The following is a 17,706-nucleotide window of genomic DNA, read 5'->3' on the forward strand; positions in this document are numbered from 1 at the left end:
TAGTTAAAAGCTAAGATTTACACCCACAGAAACAGTACGTTGCAACGGATAAGTTTTACCACTGCCCCATCCTTCGTCACCATATCCTCCGAAAGCTTCGGGATCAAATATATCGGACAGACTAGTGATAGTGAATAAATTATCACATGACAGATAAATGCGGCAATTACTGATTCCGGCCGGTGACAACAGAGATTTCGGCAAAGTATACCCCAACTGGATATTCTTGCAACGGAGATAGGCGGCACTTTGCAAATAACGCGTCTGTGTCTGCTGATTTTTCTGAATACCGCCAAAATAAGGTTTCGGATAATATGCACCAGTATTGTTTTCCGTCCAATAGTCCAAATGATCTTCAAAGCAGGCGCTTTGCCACATATTTCCTTGCGCTCCCCAAAAGTATGCATCACCGGCACCGAAGAACCAATCGCGTTTCAACACTCCTTGAAAGAAAATAGAAAAATCAAATCCCTTGTATGCCGCATCTAAGTTCAAACCGATACGATAACGAGGAGTCGCATTACCAATACGTTTCAAATCACCGTGATCGTCCAAAGTATTTGCACCGGAACTGACAATGCCATCTCCATTCAAATCCTTATACATCACATCACCTGCACCCCAGTTGCTTCCCCAGTTGGGCTTATTGGTTGTCAGCCAATTGTCCATTTCTACTTTTGAAGAAGCCAGACCGACACTTTCATACCCCCAAATTTCATTTAAATACTTGCCATTATAATACCCTCCGATACTTTGATTGCTAAACTCCCCATCGTATGGATAGGTCAGAATTTTAGATCGATTATCCGAGAGATTGAACCGAACACCATATTTGAAATCATTAATCTGATCACGCCATCCGATTTCCAATTCCCACCCCGAAGTACGCATATCACAGTTGTTGGTTTTGGGAGCATTAGTACCCAATACAGAACCCAAGATAGGTGCCGGACCAATCATGTCTTTTGTAGTACGACTATACCAATCAAAAGTACCGGTCAGGCGATTATTAAAAGCGCCGAAATCAAAACCGAAATCCCATGTTTCCACCGTTTCCCAAGTCATGGTAGCATTAACGATGCTGGGAAGGGAAGATGTATTTTGTTTTTCGCCATTAATCAGCCAGTTGCTGGATGCAGAACTGATGGCCTGCTGCTGATAGAACGGATACCAATCCCAGAAACTGTTATAATTGGAACTAGTGTTACCTAATTGTCCCCAAGAACCACGAAGTTTCAGCGTATTAACTGTTTCACTCAATTTCTCAAAGAACTCCTCACGGGCAATATTCCATCCCAAAGATACCGACGGGAACCATGCCCACCGCTTATCGGCTAGAAAACGTGAAGAACCGTCATAACGAATATTAAACTCCGCCAGATACTTACCGTCATAATCATAATTGAAACGTCCGAAATAACCTGCTGTAGCCCGATTCCAATAACCGTCACCATTCTTCTTGTTACTTTGTGTCTGGCTCAAGAAAGGTTTATCTTCAGTTGTTAAGTCTGTACCGCTTGCCCACATATTGTCTTGATTATAACGTTCATAGTTCAAGCCCAACAAAACTTTTCCATTATGTTTTCCAAAGCTGTGAGAATAATCGGTATAAACATTTACAGCATAATAGTTTTGCTTGTAGCGGTTATCATACACATAAGTCACTGTTCCGTATCCAGAATCACGTAACATCGGCTCATTGGCTACATTATAATTATAAATAGGAATTTTGTTTTGAGTAGTCTTATTATTGGTAAGACGCAGAGCACCTTCAGCATAGATGTTCCATCCTTTCAACGGCGTGAAGGTAAACTTTAACTGTTGGGTGAACTCATCGTTGTTCTCCTTATATATCCCCCCGTCTTCCAATTCATAAATCTCCATTTCTGCCATCCAGTTTCCATTCGGATCGACTACCGGACAAGAAGGCCAGCGGCGTGCAATGTTATGGAAGAACAACCCTGTCAGATATTGAGGCTTCTCATAATCCTTGCGTGTCCATTTTGTTGAGTAATCCAGGCGTGCCCATGAAGCCAGTTCGGCTCCGATTTTACTATTCAACGTATAACGGTCCAGTTCGTCGTGCCCATGAGAAATCAGACCATTCTGTAGCAAGAAACTCCCACTGACCGACCAATTAAACTTCTCAGTTCCCCCACTCAGACTCAGATTATGCTGTGTAGAAGGCACATTCTTTTTATAGAATTCCTCAAACCAATCCGTATTGGCAAAAGCCGAGCCATAGTTGTTCCACTTCCCATTCTCCACATTGGCTGTTGTTCCCCAATATTCCGGCTGGCTAGGGTCTGTGAATTCGCCATTCATATACTTCTTGATATTCGCCATCGTTTCATCGCTGAATATATTTGAACCGCCAGCGTTAATATTCGCAGTATTGAAATAAGTGGCAAATTGCAATGAATTAGCCATCTTGGGCACCTGTGTCGCGGTACTGAAACGAATATCGCCGGAGTAATTAACCTTCACCTTACCGGCCTTCCCACTCTTAGTCGTAACCAAGATTACACCAAATGCAGCACGCGAACCATAGATAGAAGCCGAAGCGGCATCTTTCAGAACAGACACACTTTCTACATCATTAGGATTCAAAGAATTCAAATCTCCCTCTATACCATCAATTAAAATCAAAGGACTATCTACAGAACCGTCGCCGATAGAACCTGTACCACGAATATTGATATTCATGCTGGTATTAAGGTCACCCCCACTTGAACTGGTAGAAAGATTCAAACCGGGAACCGCCCCTTGTAATGCCTGACTTACGTTGGCAACAGGGCGTGACTCTATCACATCCGAACCGACCATACTTACCGCACCCGTCACATTCACTTTTTTCTGCGTTCCATATCCCACTACCACCACTTCATCCAAGACTTTTGTATCATCACTCAAAATAATATTCAATGGCACTCCCGTCCACTTTATTTCCTGCGTCTGATACCCTACGAATGAAATGACAATCGTGCTTCCTTTGGGCACATTAGACAGGGAGAAATCTCCATCAATCCCTGTAATGGTTCCATTCGTGGAACCTTTTACTACCACAGATGCACCGATAATCGTTTCGCCTGTAGCATCTTTTACAACTCCGGTACAAGTACCATTTTGCTGAGTCACTCTCACGTCTGTTTTTCTTCCTTCTTGATTGGCGTAAACCGTTCCATTACAGACTGTTGACAAGAACAGTAAAACACCCACGGACTTTAGATACTTAATCATATAGTGATTTTTAAAAGTTTTAGAAAAGCAAAAACTCTTAAAGTACCAAGTACCATTAGAACTTATGCTTTTCGATAAAATTTAGATTAACGCTGCAAATATATAAAAAATGTTGTAGACGACAATTGAAATACTTATTTTTATTATAATCTTAATGAAATATATAAAATTACCTGTTATAAGATGCTGGGTATATGGAAAATATTTTATATATATGATTTTCAAAAATACACTCTAAATTGGTAGTAATAGTCTTTATACTAGACCTCAAGCACTTATTTTCAATAAGTAATAGTGAATGACGAAGTTCTAATGGAACTTTGCATATATCTCAATAATCTCTAATTATCAAGATATTACATTTTATAAATCCAATGATTATAGAAAAAGGGTAGATACTTCATTTTTATGGACATATAAAGCTTTTATTTTTACCTAAATGGAAGTCTTCGCTGCTATAAACCCGTAAATCACTGAAATTAAGTTTATTCTTAAGAGCAAGAAATAACAAAAAATAAGAAGAACATAATTAAAACCACACAATAAAAATCGCAACTTAAACCGGAGCATATAAAAACGAAAAAAAACATGGACTCATGGAAATGTATAAAAACATCCATTTAAGTCCATGCTATTTTGTAATACAGCCCAGGCAAGTCATTCTTTATCCTTGCCTGCCGGAAGCCTTTCTATCCGAACTCTGCCTGCCTTGCCCTTGCCTGCTTTGAACCTGTTTCTTCCTACGCCAATAATCACCATTGCCCTTACTGCCCCGGTATGCCTTATTGGCTTTTGCTTTTTCCTTCAGTTCTTCCGTCTTACCGGCCTGCGCTTTCACTCCTTCCACAGTCACCCAAGGATGGTCTTTCACAACCGGAATCTGTAGTCCTATCAGTTTTTGGATATCTTTTAAATAAGGTAATTCTTCCGATTCACAAAAAGAGATGGCTATTCCGTCGTGTCCGGCACGCCCGGTACGGCCGATGCGGTGCACATAAGTTTCCGATATATTGGGCAACTCATAGTTGATAACGTGAGAAAGCTGGTTCACATCAATACCTCTGGCTGCAATATCTGTGGCTATCAACACTCTTGTGGTGTGATCCTTGAAGTTCGTCAACGCCCTTTGGCGTGCGTTCTGCGATTTGTTTCCATGAATAGCTTCCGCCCCGATCTCACTCTTATTCAATATCTTCGCCAATTTATCCGCCCCATGCTTGGTACGGGTGAAAATCAATACAGATTCTATCTCCGGATTCTTCAACAAATGCAGCAGCAAGTCCTTCTTCTCTTTCTTCTCTACGAAATAAACACTTTGCTGAATAGTATCAACAGTAGACGAAACAGGAGTCACCTCTACCTTCTTCGGATTAGTCAGCATGGAATCTGCCAGCTTCTCTATTTCAGAAGGCATGGTAGCCGAGAAAAACAAAGTCTGTCGCCGGGCAGGAATCAGTTTCAATACTTTTTTGATATCGTGTATGAAGCCCATATCGAGCATACGGTCTGCCTCATCCAATACAAAATACTCCAATCCCTTCAATGAAATACAACCTTGCGACTGCAAGTCAAGCAAACGTCCGGGAGTGGCAATCAATACCTGCACGCCTCGTTTCAAAGCATCAACTTGCGCCTTTTGGGGCACTCCGCCGAAAATAACGGCATGTTTCACTCCGGTATATTTAGCATATTGATCAAAGTTCTCGCCTATCTGTATAGCAAGCTCACGCGTCGGGGTGAGTATCAATGCTTTGATACCTTTTTTATGGTCTGATTGATAAAGCCGTTGTATGAGGGGGATAGCAAACGCTGCTGTTTTTCCTGTTCCTGTCTGGGCGCATCCCAGCAAATCTTTACCTTTTAATAATACAGGAATTGCTTGTTCCTGAATGGGGGTCGGCGTTGTATAGCCGGTTTGTTGTAAAGCCTTCAAAATAGGCTCTATAAGATCTAATTCTTTAAATGTCATGTAAAATAATTAAATTAGGCCTCACGGCCTGTATATATTTTATGGGAACAAAGGTACAGTAATGATTCTGCCCGGAAGTATTTCCGGGCAGACTTTATGGTTATTTAACTAGATAGTTCCTGCTTAACTAATCGGACGGCTGCCCCAAAAGGAAGATATTTCACAATAACCATCCATATTATATCGTAATCAAAGTAACTCTACTTACAGAACAAATAAACATTTCCACCAAAGTCCGAAACCACCAACGCATTGCCCGATAAGGCTACCGACCCGAAAACAGGAGCCCCAGTAGCGTGTTTCCATACCACTTTTCCATTCTCTTTATTAATTCCATACACTGTACCGTCCGAAGCAGCTACATAAACGATATCTCCCGCCCATACCGCACTGGTTTCAATGGTAGCGGAAGATTGACGACTATAGGGACAGGTATAAACCAAAGCATCCCCCACCGGACAAGTCCATTTTTCTTCCAATGTTTCACTGTCCAAGGCTATCAGCCCTTTCTGTGCAGAGCCAAAGATAATCTCTTTGTCGGTGAGCAACGGAGTAGAAGTTACATCCACATTATAAGGCAAAGGCTTACGAACTATCACTTTTCCGGTAGCCGCCTCTAATATAAAGAAAGATTTATCCGAAATAAGATACAACAAAGCACCATGCATGGCAGGAGATGCCCCCCGATTACGCAACCCGTTGTCACTGGCCGCCCAAAGTTTCTCACCTGTTTGGGCATCATTGCCATAAAGTGCATTCCACTGTGCGGAACCAATCAGCAAACCATTCCCCAAAGTCAGCGTGCTCGTAGTCCCTTCTCCTTGTCCCCAACCTTCATTTCTCCAGAGTTGTTTGCCCGTCCGGGCTTCAAAAGCACAAAGTCCCTTTCCTGTTCCTGCATAAACCATTCCTTCATCGGCCACCAGTCCGTCGATGAGGGCTGGTAAACCATTTACAGGCAATTGCTTTTCCCAACATAACTTGCCGGTTTCGGTATCAATGGCATACAAAAAACCTTGAGCATCTTGGGCAAACACGATATCACCATCAATGGCAATGGAATTTTTAATGGAATTACGAACAGGGTAACTCCAAAGAGTTGAACCATCCTTCCCGTTCAAAGCATATACATGCCCCGCACCTTTTAAATCTTCATCCACAGAGGCTACAATTATTTTTCCCTTGTGTATCAGTGGGGAAGTCATGTAAAGATTAGCTCCGACATTGTGGGTCCATGCCAGTTGCAAAGGCAGATTCAATGGGCCGGAAGCGGGGGCGGAATGTTTCGCATTGCCTAACAGATTATCCCAATCAGCAGAAAACAAAGGAGCCACCTTTTCAGTCCGGCAGACAAAATTGCTTTCTGCCTTAGCTATCTCTCCGTTATTAAAACGAGCTGTTACCTGCAAAGTAAGTTCTTTGGCCACGTGTTTATCAGACAAAGGAAGCTCCCCGTTCCATGACCAGTCAGTGCTTTGCAGCAATCTCTTGTTTTTCAGCACAGGTTTTCCGTCGGCCAAACAGGTATAGAGCACTTCTTTCACCGGTGACACGGAAGAATACACATTGACAGCTACCGGAAGAACACCCGAAGCCATCACTCCGGCAGGCGAAGCGATACAGATATTCTTGTCCAAATAGGTATAACGGAGCTCGGAAGTGAAATCTCCCTTACTATCTACGTGCATCACACGAAAAGCGGTAGTGGAATGATCTATTCCTCCTTTATCCAATGAGGAAGTACAAACACTGTAAACATCTCCCTGTTTTTTCACATAGTTAATATGCCAATGACCATATACCCACGCTTTCAGGTTATGTTCATTCAAATTAATGCTTCCCGCATTCTTGCTTTTAAAAATAAAAGCATCCTCGTAGGTCAGTAAATCATGATTGAAAACAACAACGGGAGTTCCGGGGCGGATATGCGCCAAATCATTTTTCAACCAACGGCAGACATCATCGGCGGTATAGCCGGGAGCATGATCTCCTCCGGGCATCGGAGTGACAATATAGTGCACATTCCCTGCATCAAAAGAATAATATACCGGTCCGTAAATGCTTTCAAAGAGTTCTTCGCCATACTTCCCCTTTACCAAATCATGATTTCCGATGCAATAGAAGACAGGACAGTCCATATTTTCCGTATTCATCAGTTTGATATGAGCCTTCAAGCCTTTTTCATAGCAGATATCCCCGGTATGAATGATAAAAGCCGCCTGTTCATTCCTGGCATAGTCACGCACATTATTCACCCAGTCTTCATGGTTTTCCGTATTAAATATTTCAGTATCAGCAATATGAATGTACTTGTGAGAACCATCCTTGCGAATCCGTCCACTATAAGGCATCAAGCCGAAATCATAACCGGACTGTTTCTCTTCTATTTTATGATAATGACGATTAAATGTTTTATATCCCGAAGGAGTGGTAATGAAAATAAAACGCTCACGTTCATGACCGGGTAAAGTAAAACTACCGTCGGCAGCCGTTTCCACCACATTCAAGCCATCGGAAACCTTGATGCCCGCCCATGTTTTTTCACCTGGGTCAAACACGCCATTCTTGTTTTTATCTACATATACACGACCTGTGTAAGCAGCCATAACGGGCATTGCCGCCAGCATCAGGCATGATAATAAAAAAGTCTTTTTCATGAATATTTATTTTAATCAATTCTTATTTAAGTTCGAATTTCGAGAGGACAAAACCATGATCTGAAGGATAGAAAAAGTCTTCTCCTTTGAAAGTAAAAGTTTTACCCAAGCTATTGTCATAGCACTCAGACGCTATCGCTTGAATGGTTTTCCCCTGATAATAAATGAAATCAATGCGGTCCATACGACATTCGGTTTCCAACGAATCCGCATCTGCCAGCCACGTTACTCCCGGACTGGCCACCGGATCGGGATTCATCTCACGGAAGCTATCTTTAAATCCTGCCTTTTCCATAGCAATGGAAACGGGCCAATCCACCACAGCACCCCCATGATGGTACAGGTTACGGGTCGCTTCCGTCCAATCCAGATGAGAATGCACATTAAAATCACCTCCCATTATAATTGGGATACTGTCTGTTTCTGCCAGTAAAGGCCGAAGAACAGCCAAAATCCTATGTATTTCCTCATCACGTGTCCCCTCCATCTCCCAAGCCAATATTTCCTCCTCAGATTTATCTGTTGGTGCCAAACGCATATCAGGGAGGTAATGCAACCAAGTATCAAACACCCGGACAGGTTTCCCATTCACATCTATCATCACTCCGCCGAAATTAAAGGTACTTATGCTGTCGGCAAAAGCATATTTCCGGATAATGGGATAGCGGCTATAAATACAAAGATTATCAGAAATGAGATTGTATGAATATCCCAATGAATCGGCTACCATCGGAGCGGCTCCATAAGTTTCAACCATCAAGATCACATCAGCCTCACTTTTTTTCAGAATATCGATAGTTCCCTTACATCCCTTTTCGGGATAAGTTTTTGAATGACCGCCATGCCATACATTCCATGAAAGAACAGTCAGTGTTTTTTCCGACTCTTTTGAAGGGGTACAAGCTGCCAATGCAAACAAGTAAAAGGCTATCATCCCAATAAGATTTCTTGTTTTCATCATAGGTTAGATTTGTTAATTCCGGACAAAGATACACAATTATTCAAGAGACAACACTATAAAATATACCATAAATAGGGTATTGTCATCATGAACATCTCCCCCTATCTTTGCATTATAACATTAGAATCCACTAAATGAAAAGATTATGGCAAGAATTAAAAAAGAATTGACTGAGCTCATCGGAGGAACTCCTCTGTTGGAACTGTCACGCCTCAGCCGAAAACACGACGCGAAAGCACAAGTAGTTGCCAAACTGGAATATTTCAATCCCGGCGGAAGTGTAAAAGACCGCATTGCCCTGGCAATGATAGAGGATGCGGAAACAAAAGGCATCTTGAAACCCGGAGCCGTTATCATTGAACCAACTAGCGGCAACACCGGCGTAGGATTGGCATGGGTTGCCAGTGTGAAAGGTTACAAAGCCATATTGACAATGCCCGAAACCATGAGCAAGGAACGCCAGAACCTGCTGAAAGCTATGGGAGCGCAATTAGTACTGACCGAAGGTGCAAAAGGTATGAAAGGAGCCATAGAAAAAGCGGAAGAACTGCGTGAACAGACTCCGGGAGCTGTCATTCTGGGACAATTCGAGAATCCGGCAAATCCTGCCGCCCATGTACGTACCACCGCGCAGGAAATATGGAATGACACGGACGGAAAGGTAGATATATTTGTTGCCGGAGTAGGCACAGGCGGCACTTTAAGCGGAGTAGCGGAAGGATTAAAAAAACAGAATCCCCACATACAGATTGTAGCTGTAGAGCCGGATAACTCCCCCGTCCTTTCGGGTGGAAATCCGGGGCTGCACAAGATACAAGGTATTGGAGCAGGATTTATCCCCCATACCTACAATGGAAAATTGGTAGACAAAATAATCCGGGTGAAAGATGATGACGCCATCCGCACAGGACGCGAACTTTCTCTGACAGAAGGGTTATTGGTTGGAATATCTTCGGGAGCAGCAGCTTATGCCGCTTTGGAGCTGGCTAAATTGCCAGAAAATGAGGGGAAACAAATTGTAGTCCTCTTACCCGATACGGGAGAACGCTACTTGTCTACTGTACTTTATGCTTTTGAAGAATATCCGTTATAATAAAACAAAATGAATATAGCTGCATTAATTTCAGGAGGTGTAGACAGCGCAGTTGTCGTACACCTCCTTTGTAAACAAGGATATAAACCGGACCTTTTCTATATAAAAATCGGAATGGATGGCGATGAAGACCTGACCTGCACCGCAGAAGAGGATATCGAACTATGTACCGCCACTGCCCGCAAATATGGTTTGAACCTGAATATCATCGACCTGCACCGGCAGTACTGGGACAATGTGGTGGCATACGCCATCGATAAAGTGAAGCATGGACTTACCCCCAATCCGGATGTGATGTGTAACAAGCTCATCAAATTCGGATGCTTCGAGCAGGAGGTGGGACATCTGTATGACAAAACAGCCACCGGCCATTATGCCAGTATCCTTGAAAAAGATGGAAAACTATGGCTGGGAACCGCACAAGATCCCGTCAAGGACCAAACGGATTTTCTGGCACAAATAGATTATCTGCAAGTTTCAAAACTGATGTTTCCTTTAGGCGGTCTGATGAAGAATGAAGTCAGAGATATTGCCCGTGTCGCCAAATTACCCAGTGCTCAACGCAAGGACAGCCAAGGTATCTGCTTTCTTGGAAAAATCAATTATAATGATTTCCTTCGCCGTTTCTTGGGTGAGAAAGAAGGAGCCATCATTGAAATGGAAACAGGAAAGCGGATTGGCACTCACAAAGGATATTGGTTTCATACCATAGGACAGCGCAAAGGACTGGGGCTGAGTGGAGGACCGTGGTTTGTCATCCGCAAAGATATAGATGAGAACATTATTTATGTTTCACGCGGATATGATACCGAAAAGCAATACGGTACGGACTTTGCCTTACACGATTTCCATTTCATCACAGAGGACTTATGGGAAGGAGACTCACCTGTAGACGTTTCCTTCAAAATTCGACATACCGATACTTTCATGAAAGGAACACTGACCCGGGGAAATGGTCTGTTCCAAATCCACAGCCACGAACCTTTGCAGGGCATTGCCCCCGGACAGTTCGGCGTGCTGTATGACAAAGATGCGGAAATTTGTGTGGGAAGTGGCGAAATCACTTTACCCTAAATGTAATATTCCACCGCATCCACAATCCCCGCACGAAGTGCATATTTTGTCGCTTCGTACACGTTATTGACTTCTAATTTACGAAAGATGTTTTTGCGGTGGGTCATCACCGTATATACACTAAGGAAACGCTCAGCCGCAATCTCTTTCGTTGTTTTACCCAATGCCATCAGTTTCAATATTTCACACTCGGTAACCGTAAGCGATGAGCCCCGTTTTTCTTTCTTTTCTTCTTTATGCTGCAATTGCCAGGCAATGCGTGTACAAATGTATTGCAAACGTTGCTCCGCCTTCCGCAGCCCTTCCTCTATCTCTATCATCGGCGCATCTTTCATCACCACACTGAATGAAGTTCCGCCAAAAACCATACGCCGGATAAAATCCTCACTTAAACTATCACTGAACAGAATGAAATGCGCTTCTTTAAACCGTTCTTGCAAAATAAGCAAGTATTCAGCTGAAGTATCAAACAATGTATAGTCCAATACGACAACGGCATTGGGATGATCAATCAAAAGTCGGGTAAGCTCTTTCTGACTGCCCGCTTCCTTTATCACGGTAAAACCTCCCACCCGACCGGCCACAGCTTTCATACCTTCACGGGTAATGTCCTGGTTATCGACAAGTAGCAATGTTTTCATGACCATACATACTAAACGGAGCTTATTAATATAAAAAAAGCCTTGCATCATTGTGTGCAAGGCTTCATTCTATTGGTGGGCGTTGACGGATTCGAACCGCCGACCCTCTGCTTGTAAGGCAGATGCTCTGAACCAGCTGAGCTAAACGCCCGATAGTGCTTTCTCGTGCAATATTTAATTTCTTTCTTCGGTGGGCGTTGACGGATTCGAACCGCCGACCCTCTGCTTGTAAGGCAGATGCTCTGAACCAGCTGAGCTAAACGCCCGAAGGTTGCTTCTAAAACAAGAAAAAGGAAAAAGTGGGCGTTGACGGATTCGAACCGCCGACCCTCTGCTTGTAAGGCAGATGCTCTGAACCAGCTGAGCTAAACGCCCGGTAGCTTCTTGTTTTAAAAGCGTTGCAAAGATACGGCTATTTCTGATAACTGCAAATTTTATGCATACTAATTTTTCATTTATTTTTCACCATAACACTTAAATCACTGATATACAGAATATATAATCATCATTTAATTTATGAATTAAGTAAAACAAAAAGGGGAACTATACCTTATTATATATAGTTCCCCCTTTATATCGAAATTTATTTTATTCTTGGCCGAAACGCTTTGCCTGTTCAGCAATCAGTTCCACATCATCAAAATAGTTAATCTTCATCGCTTTTCGCACATCATCCAATGTAGCAGCCGCTGTAGCACGAGCTGTCTCACAACCCTTACGTAACATTTCGTAAATAGCCGGAATATCCTTTTCAAACTCTTTACGACGCTCGCGGATAGGAGTCAATTCCTCTTGCATTATAGCGGCCAGGAACTTTTTCACCTTCATATCTCCCAATCCACCACGGGTGTAATGCGCCTTCAGTTCATCCAAGTTAGGATAATCCGGCAAATAACGACCGAAATGCTCGGGTTTGCAGAAAGCGTCCAAATAAGTGAATACGGTATTTCCTTCCAATTTACCCGGATCAGAGACTTTCAAATGAGTCGGGTCAGTGTACATACTCTTCACCTTCTTTTCCACTTCATCAGCCGTATCGGACAGATAGATGCAGTTCCCTAACGACTTGCTCATCTTTGCCTTTCCGTCTGTGCCCGGCAAACGAAGACAAGCCGCATTGTCCGGCAACAGGATTTCAGGTTCTACCAACGTGTCACCATAAATATAATTGAAACGGCGTACTATCTCACGAGTCTGCTCGATCATTGGCTCCTGGTCCTCACCTACCGGAACAGTAGTCGCCTTGAAAGCGGTAATATCGGCAGCCTGACTAATAGGATAAGTAAAAAATCCCACCGGGATGCTAGTTTCAAAGTTACGCATCTGGATTTCGGTTTTCACCGTCGGATTACGTTGCAGACGTGAAACGGTAACCAAATCCATATAATAGAAAGTCAATTCGCACAATTCGGGAATCTGAGACTGGATAAAGATAGTAGATTTCATCGGGTCCAAACCGACAGCCATATAGTCAAGCGCTACCTCAATCACATTCTGGCGTACCTTCTCGGGATTTTCTATATTATCGGTTAATGCCTGTGCGTCGGCAATGAAAATAAAAGTCTTGTCATACAATCCGGAATTCTGAAGCTCAACTCTGCGTTTCAACGAACCTACGTAATGACCGATATGCAATCTTCCTGTAGGACGGTCGCCGGTCAATATGATTTTTTCTTTTCCCATATCTCTTAAATATTATCTTATATTAAAAATTACGCAAAGATAGGAATATTCTGACACAAACACTTAACTTTGAATCGCTATTTCACATATAATAATTGTTTCTATGAATAAACTAAGACAGAGCATTAAACTAGTTCTATTTATTTCTGTAGCAAGCTTGTTCTTTGCTTCATGTTCCGATGACGATGACAAAAGCATTCCCGTACCGGAACCTTCACGAGTAATTACCGGAATAAAAGTACACAAGATTTCGGATGTTATCACTTATCAGGGAGTAATCACCCTTACATACGACAATGACAAACGACTGACCCGTATCTACAGCAATTCGCCATTGGCAGCAGTCAACTATACGTACAAAGAGAATTCCGAAGCCAGTTATACCTACTCTACGGAAAATTCGCCTTTGGTAGAAATCAGCACCTCATTGGAAAACGGCAGAAGTTACGTATGCAAATTCTCCAATCGGGAGAATCCTGTAACCTATTCCTATGATAATGAAGGTTACCTGAAGAGCTGCAACAACAATGGAACCGTACTGGAGTACAATTGGAAAAATGGAAATCTATCTTCTATAACCACTACCCCGAGAGGAACTTACAACAGTGATTACAAGGTTTCCACTATTGCCAATGACTACAGCCTGGACCTGAACACACTGGCACAATGGATTGATGACCGCGAGAACTACACCACTGTAATGAATACTTTCGGACAGATGGCTGGAATTCTGGGAAAAAGAAGTGCCCATATTTTGGAAGATACCTACTATATATACGACTATAGCTTCCGACAAGATGGAAGGTTGAAGGATATGACCTTGATTGGCGGATCAGAAAATGTAGGATACTCATTCCGCTTTACGTATGCCGATGACACAGAAGTTTCCGAATAAATATACAAAAAGATATCATCCTGACAGGATTGCGGAATTTTATTTTAATTTGCGTTGACAAAGAGTTCGATTTATTTTGTTATCTTGGAAATAAGTCGTTACTTTGCACAAAATTTAATAGTGCTATGTATCCTACAGGAATAAAGATAATATAGACATACGAACAAATGCGTTAGTCCTCTTACGAGGATAGACGCATTTTTTTTAATATTTAGCGACATTAAAAACAACTATATAAAAGAAACTTTCAATGAAAAAGGATTTAAAGAAAGTCCTGGTATTGGGTTCGGGTGCCCTCAAGATAGGCCAGGCAGGAGAGTTTGACTACTCAGGTTCACAAGCGCTGAAAGCATTGCGCGAAGAAGGTATTCACTCGGTGTTGGTAAATCCGAACATCGCGACTATTCAAACTTCGGAAGGTATAGCTGACAAGGTTTATTTCCTTCCTGTCACTCCCTTCTTTGTTGAAGAAATTATCAAGAAAGAACAACCGGACGGTATCTTGCTGGCTTTCGGCGGACAAACTGCATTGAACTGCGGAACCGAACTTTATCTGAATGGTACATTAAAGAAATATGGTGTAGAAGTACTGGGTACTTCGGTAGAAGCCATCATGTACACTGAAGACCGTGATTTATTCGTAAAGAAGCTGGATGAAATTCCGATGAAAACCCCGAAGAGCCACGCTGTGGAAAGTATGGAAGAGGCTCTGAAAGCTGCCCGCGAAATCGGTTATCCGGTTATGGTACGCTCTGCTTACGCACTAGGTGGTTTAGGCAGCGGCATCTGTCCGGATGAAGAAGCTTTCATCAAACTGGCTGAAAGTTCATTCGCATTCTCTAAACAGATCCTGGTTGAAGAGTCATTGAAAGGTTGGAAAGAAATAGAATTTGAAGTAATCCGCGATGCCAACGACCATTGTTTTACAGTGGCAAGCATGGAAAACTTCGACCCACTGGGAATCCATACCGGCGAATCTATCGTGGTGGCCCCCACTTGCTCTCTGACAGAAGAACAAGTAACAATGTTGCAAGATTTATCTACAAAATGTATCCGTCACTTGGGTATTGTGGGTGAATGTAATATCCAGTATGCTTTCAATGCAGAAACAAATGACTACCGTGTTATCGAAGTAAATGCACGCCTGAGCCGTTCTTCTGCCTTGGCTTCTAAAGCAACCGGATTCCCTCTGGCATTCGTTGCCGCTAAAATCGCTTTAGGCTACACACTAGACCAGATTGGCGAAAAGGGTACTCCCAACTCAGCCTACGAAGCTCCCCAGTTGGATTACTTGATTTGTAAAATTCCCCGTTGGGACTTAACTAAATTCGCAGGTGTATCACGCCAGATTGGCTCCAGCATGAAGTCTGTGGGTGAAATCATGTCTATAGGCCGCTCTTTCGAAGAAATCATTCAGAAAGGTCTTCGTATGATAGGTCAGGGTATGCATGGTTTCGTAGGAAATGACCATACTAAATTTGAAAACCTGGATGAGGAACTGGCCAACCCGACAGACCTCCGTATTTTCTCCATCGCCTCTGCATTGGAAGAAGGATACAGTATTGAACGCATCCACGAACTGACCAAAATCGACTCGTGGTTCCTAAGTAAGTTAAAAAACATCGTTGACTATAAGGTCAAACTTTCGACTTATAATAAGATCGAGGATCTACCTGAAGATGTGCTTCGCCAGGCTAAAGTATTAGGCTTCTCCGACTTCCAGATTGCACGCTTCGTATTAAAAGCCAGTGGCAATATGGAAAAGGAGAACTTGGCTGTACGTGCCCGTCGTAAAGCTTTGAATATCCTTCCGGCTGTCAAGCGTATCAATACCGTCGCATCTGAACATCCCGAATTAACCAATTACCTATATATGACATACGCTACTACGGGTTATGACGTCAATTATTATAAGAACGAAAAATCGGTAGTTGTATTAGGTTCAGGCGCTTACCGTATCGGTTCATCCGTAGAATTCGACTGGTGCTCTGTAAACGCTGTCCAAACCGCACGCAAGTTGGGTTACAAATCCATCATGATTAACTATAACCCCGAAACAGTTTCTACCGACTATGATATGTGCGACCGTCTGTATTTTGACGAGCTTTCATTTGAACGTGTACTTGACGTGATTGATCTGGAGCAACCGGGTGGTGTCATTGTATCAGTAGGTGGACAAATACCTAATAACTTGGCGATGAAGCTTCACCGTCAGTCGGTACCTGTATTGGGAACTTCTCCGCTTTCTATCGACCGTGCGGAAAACCGTCATAAATTCTCGGCCATGCTTGACCAGCTGGGTATTGACCAACCGGCATGGAAAGAATTGACCAGCCTGGAAGACATGGAAGAATTTGTAAACAAAGTAGGTTACCCGGTATTGGTCCGTCCTTCCTATGTGCTCTCGGGCGCTGCCATGAACGTATGCTATAACGAAGATGAACTGAAGGAATTCTTACAGATGGCTAAAGAAGTTTCTAAAGAATATCCGGTAGTCGTATCACAATTCATGCAAGATACTAAAGAAATAGAATTCGACGCTGTAGCCCAAAACGGTGAAGTAGTGGAATATGCCATCTCCGAACACATTGAATATGCAGGTGTCCATTCAGGTGATGCCACATTAGTATTCCCGGCTCAGAAGATTTATTTCGAAACAGCTCGCCGTATCAAGAAGATTGGTCGCCGTATCGCTAAAGAATTAAACATTTCCGGTCCGTTCAACATGCAGTTCTTGGCTAAGAATAATGAAGTGAAAGTGATTGAATGCAACCTGCGCGCATCACGTTCATTCCCGTTTGTTTCCAAAGTATTGAAACGCAACTTCATTGAAACCGCAACCCGCATCATGTTGGGTGCTCCATACAGCCAACCGGATAAGTCGGCATTCGATATTGACTGGATCGGTGTTAAAGCTTCCCAGTTCTCTTTCTCCCGTCTGCACAAGGCAGACCCTGTATTGGGCGTAGATATGTCTTCAACAGGTGAAGTGGGTTGTATCGGTGATGACTTCCATGAAGCTTTGCTGAACTCTATGATTGCTGTAGGTTTCAAGATTCCTACAAAATCTGTCATGTTCTCGTCAGGTGCCACCAAATCCAAAGTAGATTTGCTGGAAGCAAGCCGTATGCTGGCAGAAAAAGGATATGAGATCTATGCAACTGCCGGAACCGCAACTTTCTTGAATGCACACGGAGTAAATACCACACCGGTTTACTGGCCGGATGAAAAGCCCGATGCAGAAAACAATGTCATGAAGATGATTGCCGAACATAAATTCGACCTGATAGTCAACATTCCGAAAAACCATACCAAACGTGAGCTGACTAATGGTTACAAAATTCGTCGTGGAGCAATCGACCACAATATTCCTTTGATTACCAACGCCCGTTTGGCAAGTGCTTTCATTGAAGCATTCTGTGAAATGAGTGAAAAGGATATTCAGATAAAGAGCTGGCAAGATTACAAATAATCTTTCTTAGGGATATTCAAA

Annotated in this window: 10 protein-coding genes and 3 tRNA genes; 4 read left to right on the plus strand and 9 right to left on the minus strand. The window is 42.8% G+C overall.

What is annotated here, in order from left to right; all coding sequences use genetic code 11:
- Positions 1 to 3: 3 nt before the first annotated feature.
- The 4 genes from GKD17_RS18225 to GKD17_RS18240 form a co-directional block, all read right to left on the minus strand.
- Positions 4 to 3,240, minus strand: coding sequence for a SusC/RagA family TonB-linked outer membrane protein (locus GKD17_RS18225; protein ID WP_007830895.1), 3,237 nt, complete (start codon positions 3,238 to 3,240; stop codon positions 4 to 6).
- Positions 3,241 to 3,904: 664 nt separating this feature from the next.
- Positions 3,905 to 5,209, minus strand: coding sequence for a DEAD/DEAH box helicase (locus GKD17_RS18230; protein WP_007830893.1), 1,305 nt, complete (start codon positions 5,207 to 5,209; stop codon positions 3,905 to 3,907).
- A 200-nt stretch (positions 5,210 to 5,409) separates the two neighbouring features.
- Positions 5,410 to 7,866 (minus strand): outer membrane protein assembly factor BamB family protein, encoded by a 2,457-nt coding sequence (locus tag GKD17_RS18235; protein ID WP_007830892.1) that lies wholly within the window; start codon positions 7,864 to 7,866, stop codon positions 5,410 to 5,412.
- Between the two features lie 22 nt (positions 7,867 to 7,888).
- Positions 7,889 to 8,827 (minus strand): endonuclease/exonuclease/phosphatase family protein, encoded by a 939-nt coding sequence (locus GKD17_RS18240; RefSeq protein ID WP_007830890.1) that lies wholly within the window; start codon positions 8,825 to 8,827, stop codon positions 7,889 to 7,891.
- A 145-nt stretch (positions 8,828 to 8,972) separates the two neighbouring features.
- Here GKD17_RS18240 and cysK point away from each other — a divergent pair, with 145 nt between their 5' ends.
- Together cysK and mnmA are read left to right on the plus strand one after the other, a co-directional pair.
- A complete protein-coding gene (gene cysK, locus GKD17_RS18245) occupies positions 8,973 to 9,920 on the plus strand; it encodes a cysteine synthase A (RefSeq protein WP_007830889.1) in 948 nt (315 codons plus the stop codon).
- Between the two features lie 9 nt (positions 9,921 to 9,929).
- A complete protein-coding gene (mnmA, locus tag GKD17_RS18250; RefSeq protein WP_007830888.1) occupies positions 9,930 to 10,994 on the plus strand; it encodes a tRNA 2-thiouridine(34) synthase MnmA in 1,065 nt (354 codons plus the stop codon).
- Here the strand turns inward: mnmA and GKD17_RS18255 are convergent.
- The 5 genes from GKD17_RS18255 to trpS form a co-directional block, all read right to left on the minus strand.
- Positions 10,991 to 11,641, minus strand: a complete 651-nt coding sequence (locus tag GKD17_RS18255) for a response regulator transcription factor (protein ID WP_007843630.1) — start codon at positions 11,639 to 11,641, stop codon at positions 10,991 to 10,993. The two genes, mnmA and GKD17_RS18255, sit on opposite strands and share 4 nt — an antisense overlap.
- Positions 11,642 to 11,708: 67 nt before the next feature.
- Positions 11,709 to 11,786: transfer RNA gene (locus tag GKD17_RS18260), tRNA-Val, on the minus strand.
- A gap of 40 nt (positions 11,787 to 11,826) precedes the next feature.
- Positions 11,827 to 11,901: transfer RNA gene (locus tag GKD17_RS18265), tRNA-Val, on the minus strand.
- A gap of 34 nt (positions 11,902 to 11,935) precedes the next feature.
- Positions 11,936 to 12,010 (minus strand) — tRNA-Val (locus tag GKD17_RS18270).
- 213 nt (positions 12,011 to 12,223) lie between these two features.
- Positions 12,224 to 13,318, minus strand: coding sequence for a tryptophan--tRNA ligase (gene trpS / locus GKD17_RS18275; protein WP_007830886.1), 1,095 nt, complete (start codon positions 13,316 to 13,318; stop codon positions 12,224 to 12,226).
- Between the two features lie 103 nt (positions 13,319 to 13,421).
- Here trpS and GKD17_RS18280 point away from each other — a divergent pair, with 103 nt between their 5' ends.
- Both GKD17_RS18280 and carB read left to right on the plus strand, forming a co-directional pair.
- Complete coding sequence (locus GKD17_RS18280) at positions 13,422 to 14,213, plus strand: hypothetical protein (RefSeq protein WP_007830885.1); 792 nt, start codon at positions 13,422 to 13,424, stop codon at positions 14,211 to 14,213.
- A gap of 250 nt (positions 14,214 to 14,463) precedes the next feature.
- Positions 14,464 to 17,685, plus strand: a complete 3,222-nt coding sequence (gene carB / locus GKD17_RS18285; RefSeq protein WP_007830884.1) for a carbamoyl-phosphate synthase (glutamine-hydrolyzing) large subunit — start codon at positions 14,464 to 14,466, stop codon at positions 17,683 to 17,685.
- The last annotated feature ends 21 nt before the right edge of the window (positions 17,686 to 17,706 follow it).

Source organism: Phocaeicola dorei (assembly GCF_013009555.1).
Classification (GTDB): Bacteria; Bacteroidota; Bacteroidia; order Bacteroidales; family Bacteroidaceae; genus Phocaeicola; species Phocaeicola dorei.